This is a genomic window from Flavobacterium sp. NPDC079362 (assembly GCF_050267765.1).
GTDB lineage: Bacteria > Bacteroidota > Bacteroidia > Flavobacteriales > Flavobacteriaceae > Flavobacterium > Flavobacterium azizsancarii.
Map to the genome: position 1 here is coordinate 113,672 of NZ_JBNNFM010000004.1, position 21,124 is coordinate 134,795.

Consider the following 21,124-nt stretch of genomic DNA (forward strand, 5'->3'; position numbering starts at 1 on the left):
GGTTGAGTTATAAGTCAAAACGAAACTCAAACCCATAATTTATAACCAATAACTAATAACTCACAATTTACAATTCATAATTAATTAACATGAAATCAATATTTAAAATAGCGTTAACAGGCGCACTAATCTGTCTTATCTCTTTTCAGGCAAATGCACAGGCGAGCAAATACAAATGTATGCTTCAAATGGCAAATTACATGGGAGAAGGAGCTTACATCGTAGTTTCGCTTATTAACCCGACCGGTGGTTATGAGAAAACGCTTTATGTAATGGGCGACGATAAAAAATGGTACAAATCATTGAAGGAGTGGAATAAATTTCAAACTCAAAAACCTGCTGATATCAGTGCAAAAACCGGAGCATCAGTTACTGGTGGAGATCGCAGTATTACAACCATAGAAATTGAAGATTCTAAAATTAACAAAGGATATAAACTAAGATTCGAATCTGCTGTTGAAGATCAGAAATACTATGTAAGTGATCTTGAAATTCCTTTAACTACTGAAGGATTAGCTGATAAAACAGAAGGAAAAGGATATATTAGATACGTGAGATTAAACAAGATTTAATAGTTTACCGTTTCTAACAAACTTTGTCAAAGTTTTGAACTTTGACAAAGTTGACACATTAAAAAGATTAACAATTATATTTTACCATCCGGAAGAAAATCTTTTTAATCTGTGGCAAACCAATTCTCAGTTACATTTGATTACACTATAGATTACATTCAATGACTCTTTCCTTTTGGCGTTACTCACACCTGGCTCTGGCTCTTTTCTCTTCTTTGTTTTTAGTTTTGGCTTCAGCAACCGGTATTATTCTGGCAGTTGATGCGATGCAGGAAAAAACACTTCCGTATCATACAGAAAACTTTGGCAAGATCACCTTAGGCGAAACTTTGCCAATACTAAAAAAGGCCTATCCGGAAATAACAGAACTAAGCGTAGATCATAATCAATTTGTAGCTTTACAGGCAATTGATCAGGATGGTAATGATATCAATGCCTATATTGATGCCAAAACCGGAAAAGCTTTAGGAAAGCCAATCAAAAAAAGTGAATTCATACAATGGGTCACCGGTTTTCATCGTTCGTTATTTCTTCATGAAACCGGACGTTTTTTTGTGGGTGTAATCTCTTTTTTATTAGTCTTAATCGCGATCTCAGGCTTTGCTCTTGTTCTGAACAGACAAAGAGGCATTCGTAATTTCTTTTCGAAAGTAGTCAAAGAATATTTCACTCAATATTATCATGTTGTTTTAGGCAGACTGGCTTTAATTCCAATTCTGATTATTGCACTTACCGGAACGTATTTATCTTTAGAAAGGTTTAACTTTTTTATGGGTAAAGAAAAAAATCAAAAAGAAAAAATAGAGGTTGTATCAACTCCAAAAGGTAAAACTCCATCCGTCTTTACAACTACCCTTTTGGCCGATGTAAAGAAAATCGAATTTCCGTTTACAGACGATCCTGAAGAATATTATATCATTCAGTTAAACGATCGTGAAATCGAAGTCAATCAGGTTACAGGCGCTGTTGTGACTGAAAAACGTTCCCCAATGACGGTTCAGTTATCTGATTTAAGCCTTAATCTTCATACCGGAAAAACCAATGCAATCTGGGCTTTTATATTAGCCATTGCAAGTATAAATATTCTCTTTTTTATCTATTCAGGTTTTGCAATTACTTTAAAAAGAAGAGCAAGCCGTATTAAAAACAAATTCAAAGCCGGCGAAAGTAAAATCATTCTTTTAATTGGTTCAGAAAACGGAAGCTCATTGCGGTTCGCTAATGCTATTCTCAAGCAATTAATCGCTCATGGAGAAAAAGCTTTTATTACTGAATTGAATAGTTTTACTGTTTTTCCGAAGGCAGAACATATTATTATTTTTTCGTCTACTCACGGATTAGGAGATGCTCCGTCTAATGGAAATAAATTTATTTCACTTTTAAAGAAATATCCCCAACAACAAAAAATCAATTATTCTGTTGTCGGTTTTGGCTCGAAAGCGTATCCCGATTTTTGTGGATTTGCATACGAAATTGACAAACAACTGGAAAATCAGAATTGGGCAGAACGTTTTCTGGAAGTTCAAACAGTTAATGATAAATCTGCTGCAGAATTTGTAGAATGGATAAAATTATGGAGTACTAAAAACGAAATTCCATTATCAACAACACCTTCTCTATACAATCATGTTCCTCAGGGTTTACAAAAAATAATGGTATTGGATAAAACGTTAGTTTCTGAAAATGAGCCAACTTTTATCCTTACTCTAAGAGCCAATTTAAGATCAAGGTTTAATTCTGGAGATTTACTTGCTATTTATCCGGCAGACGATACGAGGGAACGCCTCTACTCTATTGGAAAACATACCGGAAATATTCAATTGGTTGTAAAACTACACCAACATGGTTTAGGTTCTGAATTCTTAAATAGTCTGGTGCCGGGAAATATTATCAAAGCAAGGATTATCAATAATAAAGCCTTTCATTTTCCTCAAAAAGTTTCTAAAATAGCATTAATTTCTAACGGAACGGGTATTGCTCCTTTCCTTGGAATGATTGAACAAAATAAAGCAAAAACAGAAACACATTTGTATGCGGGATTCAGAATGGAAACTGAAACTGTTTCAGAATATAAGAAGTTTACATCAGAAATGATCCAAAAGCAAAAACTTCAAAGTTTTCATCTGGCTTTATCACGCGAAGCAGAACATTTTTATGTAATGGACCTGATAAAACGTGATGCTGACTTCTTTATTGATCTGTTGCTGCAAGGTGGTGTAATCATGATTTGCGGTTCGCTTGCGATGCAAAAAGATGTTGAAGCCATTCTGGATAAATTGTGTCTTGCCGGAGAAATGAAGAGCATTTCATATTATAAAGATAATGGTCAGTTACTTAGTGATTGTTACTAAACACGAATTTTACTAATTTACACAAATTCTTTCGTGCAATTAATTTCATAACGAGAGTACTAAATATTGGTAGAAAATTATAAATTCAAAAAAAAAGAGCCCCGGCGGGGTGATATATATTTAAACAGTTGCTTTTAGCTTGCAGTAGACGCAATAGCAATCATTTTGTTGCATACCTATGGCACGCTAACAAATTTCGAATAAATAACTACCAATATTTTGTATCTAAAGTCACATTTGAAATCTTACTAAAAACAGTCTTTAAAAACGATTCTCATGCATAAATCAACCTTATATACCTTCCTGTTTTTTTCTGTAATCTTATGCAGCTTATCCGGCAATGCACAAATTCTAAGAAAAAGAACAACCTTGCTTATGGGCGGACGATTTGATATTACAATTGTTGCTAAAGATTCTCTTTCGGCTGAACAAAATATCGATGAAGTCATTGCGGAAATTACACGAATAGAAAATCTAATTTCCGACTGGAAACCAGATTCGCAAGTATCACAAGTCAATCAAAATGCCGGAATCAAACCTATAAAAGTAGATCGCGAAGTATTTGAATTAACACAAAGAGCCATACAGTTTTCTAAAGCTACAAATGGTGGCTTTGATGTGAGCTTTGCTGCAATGGACAGAATTTGGAAATTTGACGGATCAATGACCGGGATGCCTTCGGCAGAAGCCATAAAAAAATCGGTAGAAAAAGTAGGTTATAAAAACATCATTTTAGATTCAGTTCAATCTACTATATTCCTAAAATTAATAGGAATGAAGATAGGTTTTGGTGCTTTAGGAGAAGGATATGCGACTGACAAATGCCGAAACATGATGCTCGCAAAAGGCATTAAAGCCGGAATCGTAAACGGATCCGGAGATATGACGGCATGGGGAAAACAACCCAATGGCAAAGACTGGAATATTGGTATGACCAATCCGTTTCATCCGGATACCTTATTTGCAGTAGTTCCATTAAATAATGGCGCCGTAACCACCTCAGGAAGCTACGAAAAGTTTGTTGTTTTTAATGGTAAACGATATTCTCATATCATAAATCCAGCAACAGGTTATCCTGCCACAGGATTGTGCAGCGTATCTGTTTTTGGTCCAAATGCCGAAACGGCTAATGGTCTTAGTACCTCACTCATGGTTTTAGGACAAAAAGAAGGTCTGCTTTTCCTTAAGAAATATCCAGAATACAGTTGCGTAATGATTACCGATAATGGAAAACTGGTAAAATCAAAAAACTTCTCTATCAAAAAATTCAGGGCAAAACTTTAATGCATTTTCATACAAGAGACTAAACTCAATTTTTTTATCACGCAAAAAAAACATTAAACCCCACGCTTTGGGCAATGTTATTAAGTTAAGGAAAATCTATAATGCTTTTACCGAATGGATCTCGCGCAAAGGCGCAAATTCGCCAAGTTTACATCCGTTTTCTTTGCGCATTTGCGCCTTTATGCAAATTTTTATAACCATAATTTTCTTTAAAAAACATTAGCTTAATGACATTATGCTTTGTGATAAAAACCTGCCGGGTTTTCTTCTAATATTAGACCTGCCGATCTCCACTTAAAAACACAAAATCTCCTTATCCCTGTTCTTAAATCATTCTTATTCAAGTTCTAAAAATATCAAAATCCCAACATTAGAATTTCTAATGTAATTCTAATGATTTTCTAATGTATTTATTTAGATTAAATATAAACAATATTATAAGTTTGCGTTTCTATTGATATGTAAACTAATTATGAGATTTATATTATTTGTTCTTTTGCTTGCCAATTTTTCTGCTTGGTCACAAAATGGAAAAATTACCGGAAAAGTAAGTTTCCCTCACCATCAGCCAACTTCAGGGGCTTCGGTACTTGTTTTAGGAACACAAAAATTTGTTATTGCTGACAATCAAGGTCAATTTGAAATAGAAGGATTGGCTTATGGAAATTATACTTTAGAAATTTCTTCGTTAGAAGCCAAAACTAAAACTGTTGACATTCATATAAATCGTCCTTCTTTTCATATTACTATTTCAATAGAAAAAAATGATCCTAAGAACCTTAAAGAAGTTGTCATTCAGAAAAAATCCATAAAAAAGGAGATTACAGAAAAAGGTTTCTCGGTAAATGTCATTGACACCAAAGATGCAGCTACCAGAAACCTTCAGACAAACGATTTACTGGATCGCTCTGCAGGAGTTCGAATCAGGCAAAATGGTGGTTTAGGATCTAGCGTTGATTATAATGTAAACGGAATGACGGGAAATTCTATACGAGTATTTATAGACGGGATTCCAATTTCTACCTATGGCTCATCATTCAATTTAAACAGTATTCCACCCGCATTAATCGAACGCATAGAAGTTTACAAAGGCGTTACCCCTGCTCATTTGGCAGATGATGCATTAGGTGGAGCCATAAATGTAGTGTTGAAAAAAGGAGCTAAAAATACCTTGAATGCTTCTGTTTCTTATGGTTCTTTTAATACAGTTCAGTCTAATTTTAATACTACATACCGCGACAAATCCGGTTTTACAGTAAAAGGATCCGGGTTCTATAATTACTCTGATAATGATTATGAGGTATGGGGGAAATTTGTTTACAATATCCTGCCAGACGGACGCTACGATTATGTTAGAGCCAAACGTTTTGAAAACAGATACCGTTCATATGGAGGAAGATTTGAGGCTGGTTTTACAGATGTTAAATGGGCAGATAACTTTTTAATAGGTGTAAATGTTTCTGAAGACCACAATCAGATTCAGCATGGTCAATATATGACAAGACCTTATAAAGGCCGTTTTACAGAAGCGGATGCGACAGCAATAAGCTTGAATTATGCTAAAAAAGATTTCCTTGCAAAAGGACTTGACTTTACCTTAAACGCAGTTTACAGCCAAAGAAACGAAACATTAAATGACACTGTAAAATGGACTTACAATTGGTTTGGCGAAAAAGCACTGGGATTATATGGTAAACCTATTTTATCTACTTACGGAGCGCAACAAGCCGGGCCAACTATTAATACTATCGCAAGTAATATCCTTACGTCACGAATGGGATTAAACTATAACATAAATGAGAAGAACAGAATTGTGTTTAGCAATATGTTTTATATGGTTGACAGAAATGACAATGACCTGATAAAACCAGAATTTCAGAACAATTTTGAGGCAACACGCGATTTACAAAAAACAGTTTCTTCATTAGCATATGAAATGGAAGCTTTTGATTCCCGTTTAAGAACCAATGTTTTTGCTAAATTCTATGAACAGAAGTTAAATGAAATAAAACCTGAACTCCTTTCTCAAAATGGTCAAAATACCGTTATTGAAAAAATAACTAAAAACACAAATTCATTTTTCGGATACGGTTTAGCCACTTCTTATTTTGTTACCCCTAAAACAATGGTTTCATTATCTGCAGAAAAAGCGATTAGACTGCCTTCTGAAGATGAAGTATTCGGGAGACCGGGAGAAAATATAATAGGAAATTCTGAACTAAAACCTGAACAAAGTAAAAATGTAAACGCAGGAATTAAATTTGGTCCTTATGATTTTAACCAACACAGAATCTCTTTTTCCGGATCCGGATTCTGGAGAAATTCTACAGACAAAATTGTACGTGCCATTAGTATCCGTTTGAATGAAGCGGTACAATCAACACCTTTTGCGAATCTTGGAAAAGCACAATCTTTGGGTTTCGAAGCCTCATTTGATTATGTATACAATAAGAGATTATTCGTATCCATGAACATGTCGAAATTTAATTCATTATATAAAAGTAAATACGACAAAAACGGAAATGTGCTCCTGTACTATAATAAACAATTACCTAATGAGCCGTACTTCACCGTAAACGGAAGTCTTCAGTATAATTTTAAAGATATTTTACAAAAGAATTCTGAACTGAACTTGTATTACAATTTTGGTTATGTGGGAGAATTTTATACGTCATGGCTTGAAATAGATAAAACAACAACTCAATTCCCCCAAGACTTAGGATTGAGTTACGCTTTTCCTAACAAAAAAATAATAGTAAGCTTTGATGCCCGAAATATTCTAAACGAACAGGTATATGACAATTTTGCTGTACAAAAACCAGGAAGGGCTTTTTATTTAAAATTAAACTACACACTCAATAAATTCTAATACTCTATATAATTAATTTTTTTAAATCCATGAATATGAAAAAAAGTACATTTAAATTACTTGCATGTGGTCTGGTTTTTACAACATTTGCCCTAACAACAAGTTGTAGCAGTAACGACAATAACGATAATACCCCACCTACATTACCTGAAACTCCGGGACGTTGGATTACTCTTGCCGGTGCATTGATGCAAACAGAACCAGGAGACGGAAACGGTGGAACAAAAGTATTTTCTGTTTCTAAGGTAGATGCAAGAAATCCTAATTTTTCTATTGATGTATACGGAAAAGGATCTCCTGTTCAGTCAAGCAGAACCGCTCGTTTACAATCATCTGTAGATGGAAGCACTCTTTTTAATATTACTTACACAGGTGCAAACGGTGGTGAATTTATGACTTATAAAGTAAACGGAGCTGCTAACTTTGCGCAGTCCGGAGCTACAGTAAATATCTCTCAATATGCCGGAACATCACCAAGATGGAACAAACTTTTTGACGGTGATAAAACAGGTGTAGCTGTAAATGTAGCGACCCCGGTAGTGGTTACTAATACTGACAAAAGTTACAAACATACCAGAGGACTTGCAACTGTTGTATCATTGAACATGCAACAAACTTTAATTTCGGCATATAAACAATACGAAATTGCATTAACTGCTCAGGAAGAAGCACAAGGACATCACCTTTTCCGTTTGGATGCTCCAACACTTAACAAAGCCGGAAATAAATTAATCATTGGTACATGGATGCGTAAAACAAATCCTGAGACCGGACAAAACGAAGCTACATTTGACCGTTTAGGTTCAAAATCTGTAATTGTTGATTACCCTTCTTTAGAGAATCCACAGGTGATTACTTCTACAGTAGCTTTTGGAGATACAAGTGGTTTCCGTAGTTTTAATAGCTTTTTAGCAACTGACGGTAATATTTACCAAGCGACTCAAAGAGACACAAAAAATGGTTCTTACATCTTAAGAATTAACCAAAGCAATCAATACGACAACTCTTATAACTTTAGCCTAGATACGGCTCTTGGAGTAAAAGGATCTTATATCGACGCATGGAGATATGCAGGAAACGGAATTGCTTATGTACTTTATACTCATGCAGATGCAGGAGAACAAGGTTTTGTTGCAAGAGTTGACCTGAATGCAAAAACAGCTAAAAAAGTAGAAGACATAGCTTATGACCCGGCTTTAGATTTTGGTCAGTACCAAGGTTTTGTAGTTGACGGAAATGATTTATACATCGCGGTTACTCCAGTTGGAAAAGACGGAAACCTTTATATTATCGACATTCCTACCGGAGCTGTAACTAAAGGGGCTAAATTGATCAACAATCCTGGAAACCATTATATTGGTGTATTCTAAAAAGATACAAACACAGCAACATAATCTGTAAAGATAATAACTTGAATTTTTTTTTTAATTAGAACATTCCGCTTCATTTTTTGGGGCGGAATGTTTGTTTTTAATAGCGTAATAAAAAATTAACCGCAAAGAACGCAAAGTTTTTTTGCCTAATATTACGTTGATAAATAAAGAGTTCGCAAAGCTGTTTCAATACCAAGCTTTGGGAACTTTAATTCTTAGAAAATCGCATTAATATAACTTTGCGCGCTTTGCGGTAAAATTCTCTGTTTCAGATCGCTATAGGGATTGCAATAAAATTAATTAGTAAATTCTAGGTATCGCAAGTAACAATATCCCAATCCTGCTCCATATAATTAACAAGCCAGTTTAAAGCATATTGTCTTTCATAAACGATCCCCGGATTAATTCCTTCTATTTCCCTGCCATTAATTCTTTCATCTACGCAAGCCCAATTAAATCTGTAATACAAATCATTGACATCCAAAATTTCACTTTTAGATCTTGTTGAAACGATTGCATCAATAAAAAAATTTGGGTCTTTATCCTGACCAACAGGATAATCATCAGGATCTAAGTTTTCTAAATCACAAAATTCATTCGGAAAATCCAGTGTTTCAACTTTGTTTAATGCCCACATCAAAACCCAGATTCCTTCGCATTTCCAGCTTTCGTTTGCTTTTTTATCGTCTGTAGGATTCGCCAGAAATTCCTTTTCATTCTCAGTTACAAAATTCCACAGCTTATAATTTTGCAAATACTCAGTGGCTTCCTCGGGAGAAATACTATTAAATGCAACCAAATTTACTACCGCCAAAACGCTAACACGTTGTGCAATTTCTTTTGGGGTTCTTAAAGTAGTTTCGCTTTCAGATTCTATACAAGGAAGATTTCTGTTGATTTTGATCGTATAATTCTCAAGAATTTTTTCGTTATTTTCTTTTCTGAGTTTCTGATCTTCTTCTAAAGCATTTTGATCTTCATCAAAATAAAGGGAATCGATTTTGACATCTAAAGTATCAATTTCACAATTTCCTTCGATATCAATAATAAGGTTCAGATTTTTGTCCAAAAAGTGCTGTCCACCAGATCTGCTGATAATACTATCTGGCTGCACAAATAAAACAGCATCAAGTTCCAGTGCTAAATTTGCTATTATCTTCTTTAAATCTTTGACTTCGCCCTCTTCCTGAATTACTGTAAACTCACAATTCAGGGTCTGGATTTTACGCAGAAACAAATCTTTGACTTTCTCGTCGACAGTTGGCAATGAATTTACGAATCCGTAAAATCCTTTTAGATTTGCTGTAAAAGTCGAATCGTTGATTTCAGGAATTTGATAATACGGCTCGAGTCTTTCACGATACAAAATTTCTATCTTTCCCCAGGAATTCAAAGGCCCTTCTTTAATTTCAATTTCGATGACATCACATTCATCTTCTTTGTTTATTGAAACTTCCCCTTTTGGGAAATTCAATAAGATTATTTCTTTAATATTTTCGAAACCAGTTTGGTGCGAGTAAATGGTACAAATCATTTCGTTATTTTCTATTTGCGATTAAATATTCAGGCTTATAAATCTGTTTGTTTACGCTAATATAGAATTATTTTACTACAAAGAACAAACATAATTAGATCAAATAATATTGAAATAACCACAAAAAAGACTGTTTCACGCAGATTTTACAGATGAGAACAAATTTAAAATTTGCTATAATTTACTTTCAAATAAATCTGCGATTATCTGCTTAAATCTTTAAAATCTGCGCGAAATAATTAAAATTATTGCACCTTAACTTCAATAGATGAAATTGGAATTTCCTTTCCCCCTGAAGCTTTCAATTGAATAGCCTCGTTCTTCCCATTCGACTGAATAATTACAATACATTTTCCATTAAACAATTTGCAGGAACTGGCTTTAAAAGAATCCAAATTGGCCTGATATCCATTATCAACGCCAACTAATTTTCCTCCACCCAAAACTTCAAAATTAATTAAATCATTAGCGTTAGGAAGTAAATTTCCATCCTTGTCTACAATAGAAACCGTTACATAAACCAAATCATAAGTATCATTTTTGATCGTCGTTTTATCAGCTTTTAAATCAATTTTAGAAGCTTCTCCGGCTGTATGAATTGCTGCCTCTAAAACTACTTTCCCATCTTTTCTAGATACTGCTTTTATCGCTCCGGGTTCAAATTTTACACGCCATGAAATATGTAAGTCATCATTCTGTTTTGATTTTTTCCCAAGTGATTTTCCGTTAAGGAATAATTCAACTTCATCAGCATTGTTGTAATACGCCCAAACATCGACTTCCTGTCCTGCTTTCCAGTTCCAGTGCGGAAAAATATATAGCACAGGTTTCGTTGTCCATTCGCTTTTATACATATAATACACATCTTTTGGAAGTCCGGCCAAATCGATGATTCCGAAATAAGAACTTCTTGCCGGATATGGATACGGATCCGGTTCGCCAATATAATCGAATCCAGTCCAGATAAAAGTTCCCGCCATGAAATCCTGTTTCTTAATAGTTTTCCAATTTTCTTCGTGCGTAGCTCCCCAATATGATTTTACCTGATCATAGGCCGAAACCGTCCAATCTGCATTTCCATCAAACGCAGCACCGTGCTTTGTTGGCCAGGCTTTAATTCCATCTGGAAAATCATAATGTCCACGCGTTTCCAACGCCGAAACACTTTCAGAAGCTAATATTTTCTGTCCCTTAAAACGTTCAGGAAAATCTTTGTAATCTTCGTGTTTGTAGTTGAAACCCAAAAGATCCAAAGCACCGGATTGATAAATAAAATTTTTCTCGATTATATTCTCTGTCAAAGCCGCAGTTACGGGACGAGTAGTATCTAACGATTTTACAATCTTGGCTAATTCTCTTGTAATGGCAATTCCGGTACTGTCGAATTGTTCCCTGATTTCGTTACCAATACTCCACATCATTACAGATGGATGATTGCGGTCTCTTTTGATAAAATCTTCCAGATCCTGTTTGTGCCATGCATCCCAGTCTTTATGGTAATCGTTGGTTACTTTTTTCTTCTTCCAAACATCAAAAGCTTCATCCTGAACAATAAATCCCATTTCATCACACAGCTGCATCATTTCCAGAGAGTGCGGATTATGCGACATTCTAATCGCATTGGTTCCCATTTCTTTCAAGATTTTAAGCTTTCTTCTCACGGCATGAATATTTTCTACAGCGCCCAATGCGCCATTATCGTGATGCAGGCAAACGCCCAATATTTTGGTTGGTTTCCCGTTTAATGAAAAACCTTTTTCAGCATCAAAATCAAAAAATCGGAAACCAAGAGGTGTTTCATAATCATCCACCAATTTAGATCCTTCATAAACTTTAGTTACCACTTTATACAAATAGGGATTCTCTGTGCTCCATAGTTTTGGCTGATTTAAAACCAAATCGTGAATCTTTTTCTCTGATGTTTTTGCTCTTATTTTTTCAGTTGAAGTAAAACTAGCCACTTCTTTATTTTCAGCATTTAAAATTGAAGTAACCAATTTAAATTCTTTTGCAATACCATTGTCATTATCAATCGTGACTTCTAAATGTATTTTTGATTTTGCCGCAGCAACTTCCGGCGTTGTTACAAAAGTTCCCCACTTCCCTACGTGCAGTTTCTCGCTCGCAACTAAACGTACATTCCTGTAAATTCCGGACCCCGTGTACCATCTTGAATTAGGTTGCGCATCGTTATCGACTTTTACAGCAATTACATTTTCCTTTTTGTCAAAATTCAAATATTTTGACAAATCGTACCCAAAGGAAATATACCCATTAGGACGAATTCCTAATGAATGTCCATTAATAAATACTTCGCTATTTTTAAAAACACCGTCAAATTCTATCGAAACCGATTTGTTTTTCCAATTTGCAGGAACAGTAAATACTTTACGATACCAACCTTTCCCGGCAGGTAAAAATCCTTGTGCCTGTTTTGTTTTACTGTCTTTGTCAAAAGCCCCTTCGATACTCCAATCGTGTGGCAATTGAAGCGTTCTCCAATCGGTAGTTTTAAAATCAGACTGAATTGCCGTTGGATAATCTCCTAGTTTGAAGTTCCAGTTTTTATTGAAGTCTTCGATGATTCTGGCTTTTTTTTCTTGTGAAAAACCAATTGTTGAGAGCAATAATAATGATATTGCAATTACTGTTTTTTGTAAATTTTTTTTATGTTTAATCATAATTATATTTTTTATTCTAATCTAAAATATACCCCCTATTTGTCAGACTGAGCGAAGTCCAACCCAATATTCCGTAATCCTTAAATGGATTTCGCGCAAAGGTGCCAAGCCGCCAAGTTTACATCCATTTTCTTTGCGACTTTGCGCGAATTTTTTTAGCCATAATTGTCTTTAAAAAAGCTTAACCTAATGACATTCAGCTTCGGCAGATAAATCACACACGTAACTCGACAAAGAATAACACTATTCTATTCGGAATTTCTAATGTGATCCCTCGTTCCTCGGGATGACAAAAATGAGGCGAAACTCTCTTTGCGTAGCTTCGACTTAGCTCAGCCTGACAATTGGAACGTAGACGCACTGCTGTGCGCCTCTACAATAAAAATCTTTATTAAACCTTCGCGCCTTTGTGTCTTCGTGGCTAATTATACACACTACTAATCTTTATTAAACCTTTGCGTCTTTGTGCCTTCGTGGCAAAACCACTATTGAAATTCAAAATTATCCAACATCAATCCTTTTAAATCCTCCGCTTCCAGCGTAATTTTATACGTACCTGCATTAATATATCCTCCAGAAGTGGTATTCAAAACCTTCCATTTTTCCGGTGAAGGAAAGAACTCTATCGTATCATTTCGCATCAAAATTCCGTAAGCGTCTTCCATTTTGAAATTTACTTTTAATGGTGTTTCGTTTCGATTCATGAATTTAAAACGCATCAAATAAATTCCGGCAACTCCTGGTTTTACTTCAAACTCAATACTATTATGTGTCTTTTTTGTAAACTCGATATAATCCGCTTTTTTGAAATTTCCTTTTACAATATCGGTTCCTGTGGTTTTTGTATTTTCTGCTTCGATAACTACTACAGGTCTTGAATCGTCCTTTTCGCCCATATCATAATTTGGAACGACAATAATAGAACTCAAAACTTCTGAATTATCAAAAGATACTTTTTCTCCTTTTTTTACCTTTTTAGAAAAAATACTAAATTCAACATTATTACTGTTTTTTGCAATTTCTTCTGATTTTTTATAATCTGATAACCACGCAAATTTTGTTTTTATTTTATTGTCAATCAAAAGATATAAATCTGAGTTTTCTTTTAATGTAAAAGAACCTTTAATCTTAGACTGAGATAAAAACTGCAAATAATCAGCTCCAAAAACTTCCGAAGGTAACTGGGTAAAAACAACATCTGAATCTGAATATTGTTTTGAATTGATATCCAGCCACGAAGCAATTTTTGATTCATTTTGGATTTGAGAACTTAGAACAACATTCTCAATATTTTTTGGCGATGCATTTGCAGGCTTAACGTTCTTGTTTTTGGTCGCAATGGCAATGGCAGAAATAATCGCTTGTCCCGCTTTTACATTTGGGAAAGAAATATTGATTTTTCCGTTTTTGCTTTTTACAGTAAATGTTTTCTTCAAGGCTTTGTCGTGTCCTGTTTCTGACCAGATATCAAAGTCTTTTAAAACTACATTGTCATTGATCGCAACATCAAATAAACGCCAGCCTTTGCAATCTAATCCTCCGCCAGTTCCGTACCAAGGTTCTGTAAAGTATAATTCGACTAAATATTCTCCGTCCGGTGCAGGAAATTCGTAATTTAATTTATCAACTCCGTATCTGAAACTTTGAAACAATACAGGGTCTTTTGTGCCCATTACAGGATCAAAAGTGCTACGCTGACTCGCATAAAAGTCCGGAAGTTTTTCGAATTTATCTGTCCATGATAATGAACCCCAGGTATTTTGACCGCTTTTGTGTGTGTCGGTTAACCAAATATTTCCGGAGCTGTCTGTCAGTTCAGAACCTCCACAATTGACTCTGTAAATATAATTGTATCCTTTTTTTGATTCTAAAATATCTGCCTTATCTGTGTATAATTCGGCTAGATTTGGCGCTTTAGGAAGTGTGTTCAAAACAATATAGTCTTTGGCTACAGCCACACCATTTACATAACCAACAGCATACAAAACATTGTACTGAATATTGACATTATTCCATTGAAAATGCTGACCTAAGCCTGGATTTTTTAATTTTCCTAATGATGTTTTATTAACTTCATTAAACAATTCGACTTCATCACAATTCGAATAAACATCGATTCCGTTTTTTATTCCCACCGAATCCCAACGGCTTGGCCAGGTGTGCGAAACGATATATACCATTGGGTTGGTTTTATTCGAAACGTAATTGGCACGGTACATATAATACGCATCCTGAGGTTCTCCCCAAATGGTAAAAAGTCCTTTATAATTAACTGGTCCAACTTTGTCAATGTCTCTAAAACCTTCTCCGTTCTGAACGCGTCCCGGATTTTCATGCGAAGCAAAAAGCCAGTTGAATTGTCCCGCAATTTTATCTTTTACCGATTCGGCTTCACGGATTTTAATCTCCATTAATTGGGAAAATCTGTTTTCACTCAAAATTCCTTTTTGATCAAACTCACCTTCAGTATGCAAATCTGCTGTACGCCATGCACCGTATTCACCGTTTAATAACTGGGTGGTCATTTCAAGATGGTATTTTAACGGATCGCCTCCATACGTTCCTGACCAGTTTTGTACAACATTCCAATCTGTTCCTTCACCTCCATTACAAGTCGTGACAATACGTTGCGAAGCTGACATCGGGTCCATTTCTCGGATTATTTTAGTACATTCTTCAGCAAATTCCATTGGGATTGTACTTTCGTTTTGTAATCCCCACATGACAACCGACGGACTGTTTCTACGTTCTTTAATCCATTCTCGCAACAGGGTTTTGAAATTCTCTTTAAACTCTGGCGTGTCGTACCAGATATGTGCCGAAAACTGACTCCAAAACAGAATTCCGTTTTCGTCCAGTTCTTTTTGGTACAATAAATTATGGGGCTGATGTGCTTCTCTAAACGCATTAAATCCAGCCGCTTTTATTTGTTCGATTCTGGAATGAATCTGTTCGTCTGAAAACGAATGGCTGTTCCCAATTAAATGTTCGTATTCGCAGGTTCCGTTGATGAATAAAGGTTGATCGTTGATAAAAAACCGATTGTCTTTTCCGTCTCTGCTAACCGGCCAACTCACCCAACGGATTCCGTAAGGCGTTTTTAGTTCGTCAATTTTTTTTCCGTTTTCATAAACAGACGTAACCAATTCGTATAGATATGAATTTGATGGCGACCACAATTTAGGCTGAAGAATCTCAGGCAGTGTTTGCGCTATTTCTTTTATTTCATTAGAATTAATGGCTACCTTACTTTTTACTGAAACTACTTTTTCTCCGTCTTTATCAAAAAGGATATTTTCTACAGTTAAATTTTGTTTTAAAACACCATAATTTTTGATTTCGGTTGTCATGTGAAGAATTGCTTTTTCTTTAGAAGTCGAAGCATCATTCCAGATATGAACGCCAAAAGGTTCAATTCTGATTTCGTTTGTAATTATTAAAGAAACTGGTCTGAAAATCCCCATAGGCTGGGATCCTTCAGAGAACCCCCATTCGCCGGAACATCCTCCGCAAACCCACGGCAAATCAGCAATAAAAGATGGATGTGCCGCTTTTACCAGAATCTTATTTTCTTTTCCTAAAACTACTAATTGGGTAATGTCGATTGTAAAAGTAGTTCTTCCGCCTTTGTGTTCTCCGGCTTTTTTACCATTTACCCAAACGGTCGCATAGGAACTTACACCTTCAAAATAAAGGAAAAGTCTTTTTCCTTTAACCAATTTATCCAGTTTTAATGATTTTTGATACCAGGCAGTTCCGTGCAAATTACCATGTTTTGTTCTTCTGAATCCGTAATACTGATCCCAATTGTGTGGTACATTTACGCGTTGCCATTGTGCATCGGTTTTGGGATCATTGACAAAAGCATCTTCTTGTTTTGGAAGCTGGTCTAAAACAATAGTAGCCCAAGCGGAGTTCAGCGAAATTTCCTGACGAAATTTTACTGAACTATTGCCCTGACTCCAAACAAGGCAACTACTTGAGCAAAAACAAAAAATAAAAAAAACTATTTTCTTCATATTTTTTTGAACCTTATATTTTTATTAAACCATATAAGCGATATAAGGTTATTTTAGTGTTTTTGTTATTTCGAAGGAGAAATGACATATACTGAATCCTCACCGTTCGTTGCTCTCTGGATGTGATCTCTCCTTCGTCGAGATGACAAGATTGTGTTTATATTCTTAATCACAGACATCGAATTTACTGAATCCTCAGAGTTCGTTGTTCTCTGGATGTGATCTCTCCTTCGTCGATATGACAAGATTGTGTTTATATTCTCAATCACAGACATCGAATTTGCTGAATCCTCACAGTTCGTTGCTTTCTGGATGTGATCTCTCCTTCGTCGAGGGTGACAAGATTGTGTTTATATCTTAAGTTAGACTTGACAGGTTTTTAAAACCTGTCAGGTCTCGATGACGTTTGGATTGCGTTAGGGATAGAAGCGATATCCTTTTTATTTTTTCTTTAAAAATAAAAAGATATCGCGGATAGTCCGTTCGCCGCGGCGAATACGCCCAAATTAGAAACTTTATTCTCAATACTATTAATAAAACAACCAGTCTATCGCGCCTTTTTCTCCTGCATCGATATAACCCACATCTCGTGGTGTTATGGTTTGATTGGCATCTATAAATCCTAAAATTAATACTCTTCCTTTGCCTAAATCGAGTTTGTTTTCGCCAGGCTGAAAAGTATAGGTATGAATATTTACACGTGGTAATTCTTTAAGATTCATGGCACTTGCTAAGATCACTTCGGCCTGACCGTGAGCATTTCCGGCTGCGTCTGTCTCTAAACTTGGCGGAAATAAAAATCTCTTCTGATCTGAATTGAAATAACCTACAACCAGTTTCACGGCTTTGGTGTTTTTGAATTTCAGCTGCGTTCCGTTCTCGTTTTGAGAAGTTTCATCGAATGTAATTCCTTTCAGGTTTTGCAATTCCGGAGCTACTTTTGTAAGCTCAGAAATTGGTGTTCCGTATACTTTTGTTCCGTTTTTTACTGCATAAGTCCCTTTGCTTTCACTTAATAAAGTGACTTCTGCAGTTTGCCATGGTTTGCCTTCTGTGGTTGCTATCTTACCATCCTTTGATGATTTTAATAGCCCTAAGTTTCTTTTAAAATTAACCAATTCACGTTCGTAATGTGGCAATAATTCCTTCCATGTTTTGTTGTTTCCGTCGTCTCCACCAATCGGAATACGGCGTTGTGCAGTTTGCATACTGTTAGCATAGTAATATGTGTCCTTTGTAAGATCAACCAATAACTCATAATATTCGATACTTTTTTCTAAATGCGGAAGCGCTTTGTCAAGATCTGAAATATCATTTGAGTAACTGTATCGCAAAACCAATAATGCTGCTTTTACTTTTTCTGAAAAGAAATCGGCGAAAGCTTTATAGGCATGCATATCGTTTTTAAGGCGTAAAAACTCTTCTTTGTCTTTTGTCACTTTTGGTTCCGCTTTGTCAATGGCTTCAACCGCTAATCTACCGTGTTCAGTGATTTCGGCAATAATTTGAGTTGGCAGTTCACCAGAATGCGGTTCTTTATTCCACTCTTTTTTAGCGTATTCTAAAAGCAATTCGCCGGCAGGTCCGCACGATTCATGAAAACCAGGATAAACACGCCATTTTGCAGGATTTACCAATTGGCTTTCGAACATTCCTAGTAATAAAGTCTGACGGTTTCCTTCGGTAATTCCAAAACGTCTTAACGTCTTTGGCGCAATTTCTCCGGTTTCTTCGTAGGCTTTTAAGATGTTATTGGCGGCTTGTGTATCTGTTCCGTATTTCGCCGCCAGATCTGTATCCCAAAATTTAACTTCCTGATTTCGATCTCTTTTACTGTCCCATGCATATCTTGCCCACGCTTTGTACCAAATCCAGTCACGATCCATTTCGAGAATTCGTTCGCCCGTTTTTGTTTTATCTGCTGAATAAGGCCAATCCCAATAGGATGCCTGAGGATACAAATGCAATGCATTGGCACCGTGAACACTGTGCATGGCTTTTACTGTTTTCTGGATAAAATCAGGTGAACCGTATCTGAAAGGTTCTAAATTGGCCAGAATATGTACGTTCTCGATATGAATCGATTTTAAAGCACTTAACTGTTTATGTGTTTCTCCCCAAGGTCCGCCTGGTGTATAAGTCGTGAGGGATTCTCCGGTATATTTACTTTCTGTGTAGAGATTTTTATATAAGGGAAGCGATTTTTCCATAACCAAAGGTCCATCGGTATCGTGCGAACGCAAAATAATTGGCGGTTCATCTGTTCTTCCCAACGCTTTTAAACCATCCTGAACTCCGGGAATAATCGTTTTGGTAAACCATTCTACGTCATCATCGATGGTGTTTATGGCTTCTCCCAAACAAACTAATAAACCAACATTTGGATATTTCTCGATAAAAGCGGCAATTGATTTTCTTGTGTAATCTGAAAGCAAAGGTGTAATTGGACGCGAACGATCCTGTGTTTTAATATTATAATGTTCTGCAAAAGGTTTGGAAACAATGATATTGTAAAACATCTGAATCACCCAAATTCCTCTTTTATTGGCTTCTTCGGTCAGGAATTTATAGATCTCTTCGTTCTTTTTGAAATCTTCCTCACTTACTTCTAAAGCAAACGGATAATCTTTAAGTTTTACCAATGAAGCAAACGGATGTCCGTTCCATAAATACAAGGAATTCATTCTGTTATCAACCAGCATATCCAGATACTTTGTCCATAATTTTTTATCGTAAAACCACGGAAAAGTTTCCGGCGTATACGGATATTCATAAACATCTCTGCCCGGCAGATAAGTTGTTTTCTGCATACCGATACAAGCTCCCCTTAAAACCATTTCAGGACTGTCTTCGATATTTATTTCTGTTGGAATCTTACCTGAAGTTTTAATACGATCCACCAATTCCATAGCGCCGTATAAAGCTCCTGATGCATCTGTTCCTTCTATATAAATGATGTTTTTTTGGCTACGAATCTGGAAGCCTTCTTTTTTGATGAGTTTACTATCATCTATTTTGGCATTCTTTGCATTCTGTTTCCAGAAATCAGTTCCCTTTTCTCCAATAACAATCAACTGGTCTTTTGAGCTTTTGATTTTATTTGCAGAGGTGATTTTGAAACCTTTAGAAGTAAGTGTTTCTGATAGTTTTCCGGCACCGAATTTAGCTCTGGGCGAATTGACATCATTAACTATGGTAATGTTTTGCGCTGTTGCAATAGTGACGTAAAAACCTAAAAAAAGTAAACTTAAATATTTCATGGTATTGGAATTTTATTCTTGAAAATTTCTGTTTAGTTTGTCATTTCGACGAAAGAGAAATCACATCCAATATTCAGCAACAGTGAGAATGAAGTTTGTGTGATCTCTTCTTCGTTGAGATGACAAAAAATGAGAATAAATCTGCTTAATCTGCAAAATCTACGTCAAAAATTAACACTCGCAGATTTTGCAGATCTGGCAGATTCCTCTTTATTTAATTCTGAAAAACACGTTTTAAGTACGCAACGTTTGCGCCATAATTCGCTTTTACATTATGAACCTGTGTAACATCTCTGGAACGTTCTACGATTAGCCAGCCACTCCATTTCATTTTGTCCAGCGCTTGTTTTATTTTTGGCATATCGATCGCGGTATCGTTTTCAAGCCAGACTTTGTCTGTATTTGAAGCATGAATTTGTGCCAGATGTTTTTTACCCAAAATATTTAATTCGGTTACAATATCTCTTCCGTTATCTACGGCGTTCGCAAAATTGAAAGAACTTTTGACATATTTAGAACCTATTTCTTCTAATAGTTTTTTTTCTTCGGTAGCGTCTAATGATGTTTCAATTGCTATAACTCCACCAATTTTGCCTACTTGTTTTCCCGCCCATTTTAATCTTTCGATAATTACAGGACGTAATTCAGGATTTTTCACCAAATCACTTTCCGTCCCTAAAGGAAGATAAGCGACTTTGACCTTCATGTCTTTCATTGCTTTTACACAATCTTCGATCATGGGCGCGATAGTTTCTCTTTTTGCAAAAGACTGCGCGTAAAATCCGGACATGGCTATCGAACTGATTCCGACATTCAATTCTTTGGATTTATCCAGAAACTTTTGTCTTTCGATTGGATCTCCTAATTTACTGTCAAAGGTTGGGCGGTTTCCTAAACCTCCCATATCCAGTTCTATTCCGTCAGCTTTTATTTCAGCTGCGAGAGCAAAAGAGCCTAATTTTTGTCTTTTTAAAATCATCCAGTCGCAAACCGCAACTTTATAGCGCTGTTTGTTATTTGATGACTGAGCCGTTGCACAACTATTGAAACTAGTGCACAAAACAGCAAAAAATAAAATAATAATATTTTTTTTTAAATAAATTGACTTCATATTTTTGTTTTTTACCATTAAGAAAGTTAAGCTTAATGAAACTTAATATCTTAATGGTTAAATTTAAATT

10 protein-coding genes are annotated in these 21,124 nt (G+C 35.6%); 5 read left to right on the forward strand and 5 right to left on the reverse strand.

What is annotated here, in order from left to right; translation table 11 throughout:
• Positions 1-89: 89 nt before the first annotated feature.
• From ACQKCJ_RS06025 to ACQKCJ_RS06045, 5 genes are all read left to right on the forward strand, one after another.
• The gene (locus tag ACQKCJ_RS06025; protein WP_271334187.1) at positions 90-572 is read left to right on the forward strand and encodes a DUF2271 domain-containing protein; all 483 of its coding nucleotides are present in this window, start codon (positions 90-92) and stop codon (positions 570-572) included.
• A 161-nt stretch (positions 573-733) separates the two neighbouring features.
• Positions 734-2,923, forward strand: coding sequence for a PepSY domain-containing protein (locus ACQKCJ_RS06030; protein WP_427401597.1), 2,190 nt, complete (start codon positions 734-736; stop codon positions 2,921-2,923).
• Between the two features lie 276 nt (positions 2,924-3,199).
• Positions 3,200-4,207 carry an FAD:protein FMN transferase gene (locus ACQKCJ_RS06035; RefSeq protein ID WP_427401598.1) on the forward strand — a complete coding sequence of 336 codons (1,008 nt, stop codon included), beginning with the start codon at positions 3,200-3,202 and terminating at the stop codon, positions 4,205-4,207.
• A gap of 472 nt (positions 4,208-4,679) precedes the next feature.
• A complete protein-coding gene (locus ACQKCJ_RS06040; RefSeq protein ID WP_271334184.1) occupies positions 4,680-7,076 on the forward strand; it encodes a TonB-dependent receptor in 2,397 nt (798 codons plus the stop codon).
• A 35-nt stretch (positions 7,077-7,111) separates the two neighbouring features.
• Entirely contained in the window at positions 7,112-8,446 is a 1,335-nt protein-coding gene (locus ACQKCJ_RS06045; RefSeq protein WP_271334183.1) for a hypothetical protein, read from the forward strand.
• A 313-nt stretch (positions 8,447-8,759) separates the two neighbouring features.
• On the opposite strand, the gene ACQKCJ_RS06050 is transcribed toward ACQKCJ_RS06045, so the two are convergent.
• The 5 genes from ACQKCJ_RS06050 to ACQKCJ_RS06070 form a co-directional block, all read right to left on the reverse strand.
• Positions 8,760-9,983, reverse strand: a complete 1,224-nt coding sequence (locus ACQKCJ_RS06050) for a DUF4272 domain-containing protein (protein ID WP_427401599.1) — start codon at positions 9,981-9,983, stop codon at positions 8,760-8,762.
• Positions 9,984-10,228: 245 nt separating this feature from the next.
• Positions 10,229-12,664, reverse strand: coding sequence for a sugar-binding domain-containing protein (locus tag ACQKCJ_RS06055; protein WP_271334181.1), 2,436 nt, complete (start codon positions 12,662-12,664; stop codon positions 10,229-10,231).
• A gap of 485 nt (positions 12,665-13,149) precedes the next feature.
• Positions 13,150-16,683, reverse strand: coding sequence for a malectin domain-containing carbohydrate-binding protein (locus tag ACQKCJ_RS06060; protein ID WP_271334180.1), 3,534 nt, complete (start codon positions 16,681-16,683; stop codon positions 13,150-13,152).
• A gap of 530 nt (positions 16,684-17,213) precedes the next feature.
• Positions 17,214-19,943 (reverse strand): alpha-d-galacturonidase, encoded by a 2,730-nt coding sequence (locus ACQKCJ_RS06065; protein ID WP_427401600.1) that lies wholly within the window; start codon positions 19,941-19,943, stop codon positions 17,214-17,216.
• Positions 19,944-20,157: 214 nt separating this feature from the next.
• On the reverse strand, positions 20,158-21,054 hold the full coding sequence (locus ACQKCJ_RS06070) for a sugar phosphate isomerase/epimerase family protein (protein WP_271334178.1): 897 nt from the start codon (positions 21,052-21,054) through the stop codon (positions 20,158-20,160).
• Positions 21,055-21,124: the final 70 nt, after the last annotated feature.

What these genes read in the sequence shown, in the direction of transcription:
- ACQKCJ_RS06025 (WP_271334187.1), top strand. Translation starts at nt 90, where the DNA reads ATGAAATCAATATTTAAAATAGCGTTAACAGGCGCACTAATCTGTCTT.
- ACQKCJ_RS06030 (WP_427401597.1), top strand. Translation starts at nt 734, where the DNA reads ATGACTCTTTCCTTTTGGCGTTACTCACACCTGGCTCTGGCTCTTTTC.
- ACQKCJ_RS06035 (WP_427401598.1), top strand. Translation starts at nt 3,200, where the DNA reads ATGCATAAATCAACCTTATATACCTTCCTGTTTTTTTCTGTAATCTTA.
- ACQKCJ_RS06040 (WP_271334184.1), top strand. Translation starts at nt 4,680, where the DNA reads ATGAGATTTATATTATTTGTTCTTTTGCTTGCCAATTTTTCTGCTTGG.
- ACQKCJ_RS06045 (WP_271334183.1), top strand. Translation starts at nt 7,112, where the DNA reads ATGAAAAAAAGTACATTTAAATTACTTGCATGTGGTCTGGTTTTTACA.
- ACQKCJ_RS06050 (WP_427401599.1), bottom strand. Translation starts at nt 9,983, where the DNA reads ATGATTTGTACCATTTACTCGCACCAAACTGGTTTCGAAAATATTAAA.
- ACQKCJ_RS06055 (WP_271334181.1), bottom strand. Translation starts at nt 12,664, where the DNA reads ATGATTAAACATAAAAAAAATTTACAAAAAACAGTAATTGCAATATCA.
- ACQKCJ_RS06060 (WP_271334180.1), bottom strand. Translation starts at nt 16,683, where the DNA reads ATGAAGAAAATAGTTTTTTTTATTTTTTGTTTTTGCTCAAGTAGTTGC.
- ACQKCJ_RS06065 (WP_427401600.1), bottom strand. Translation starts at nt 19,943, where the DNA reads ATGAAATATTTAAGTTTACTTTTTTTAGGTTTTTACGTCACTATTGCA.
- ACQKCJ_RS06070 (WP_271334178.1), bottom strand. Translation starts at nt 21,054, where the DNA reads ATGAAGTCAATTTATTTAAAAAAAAATATTATTATTTTATTTTTTGCT.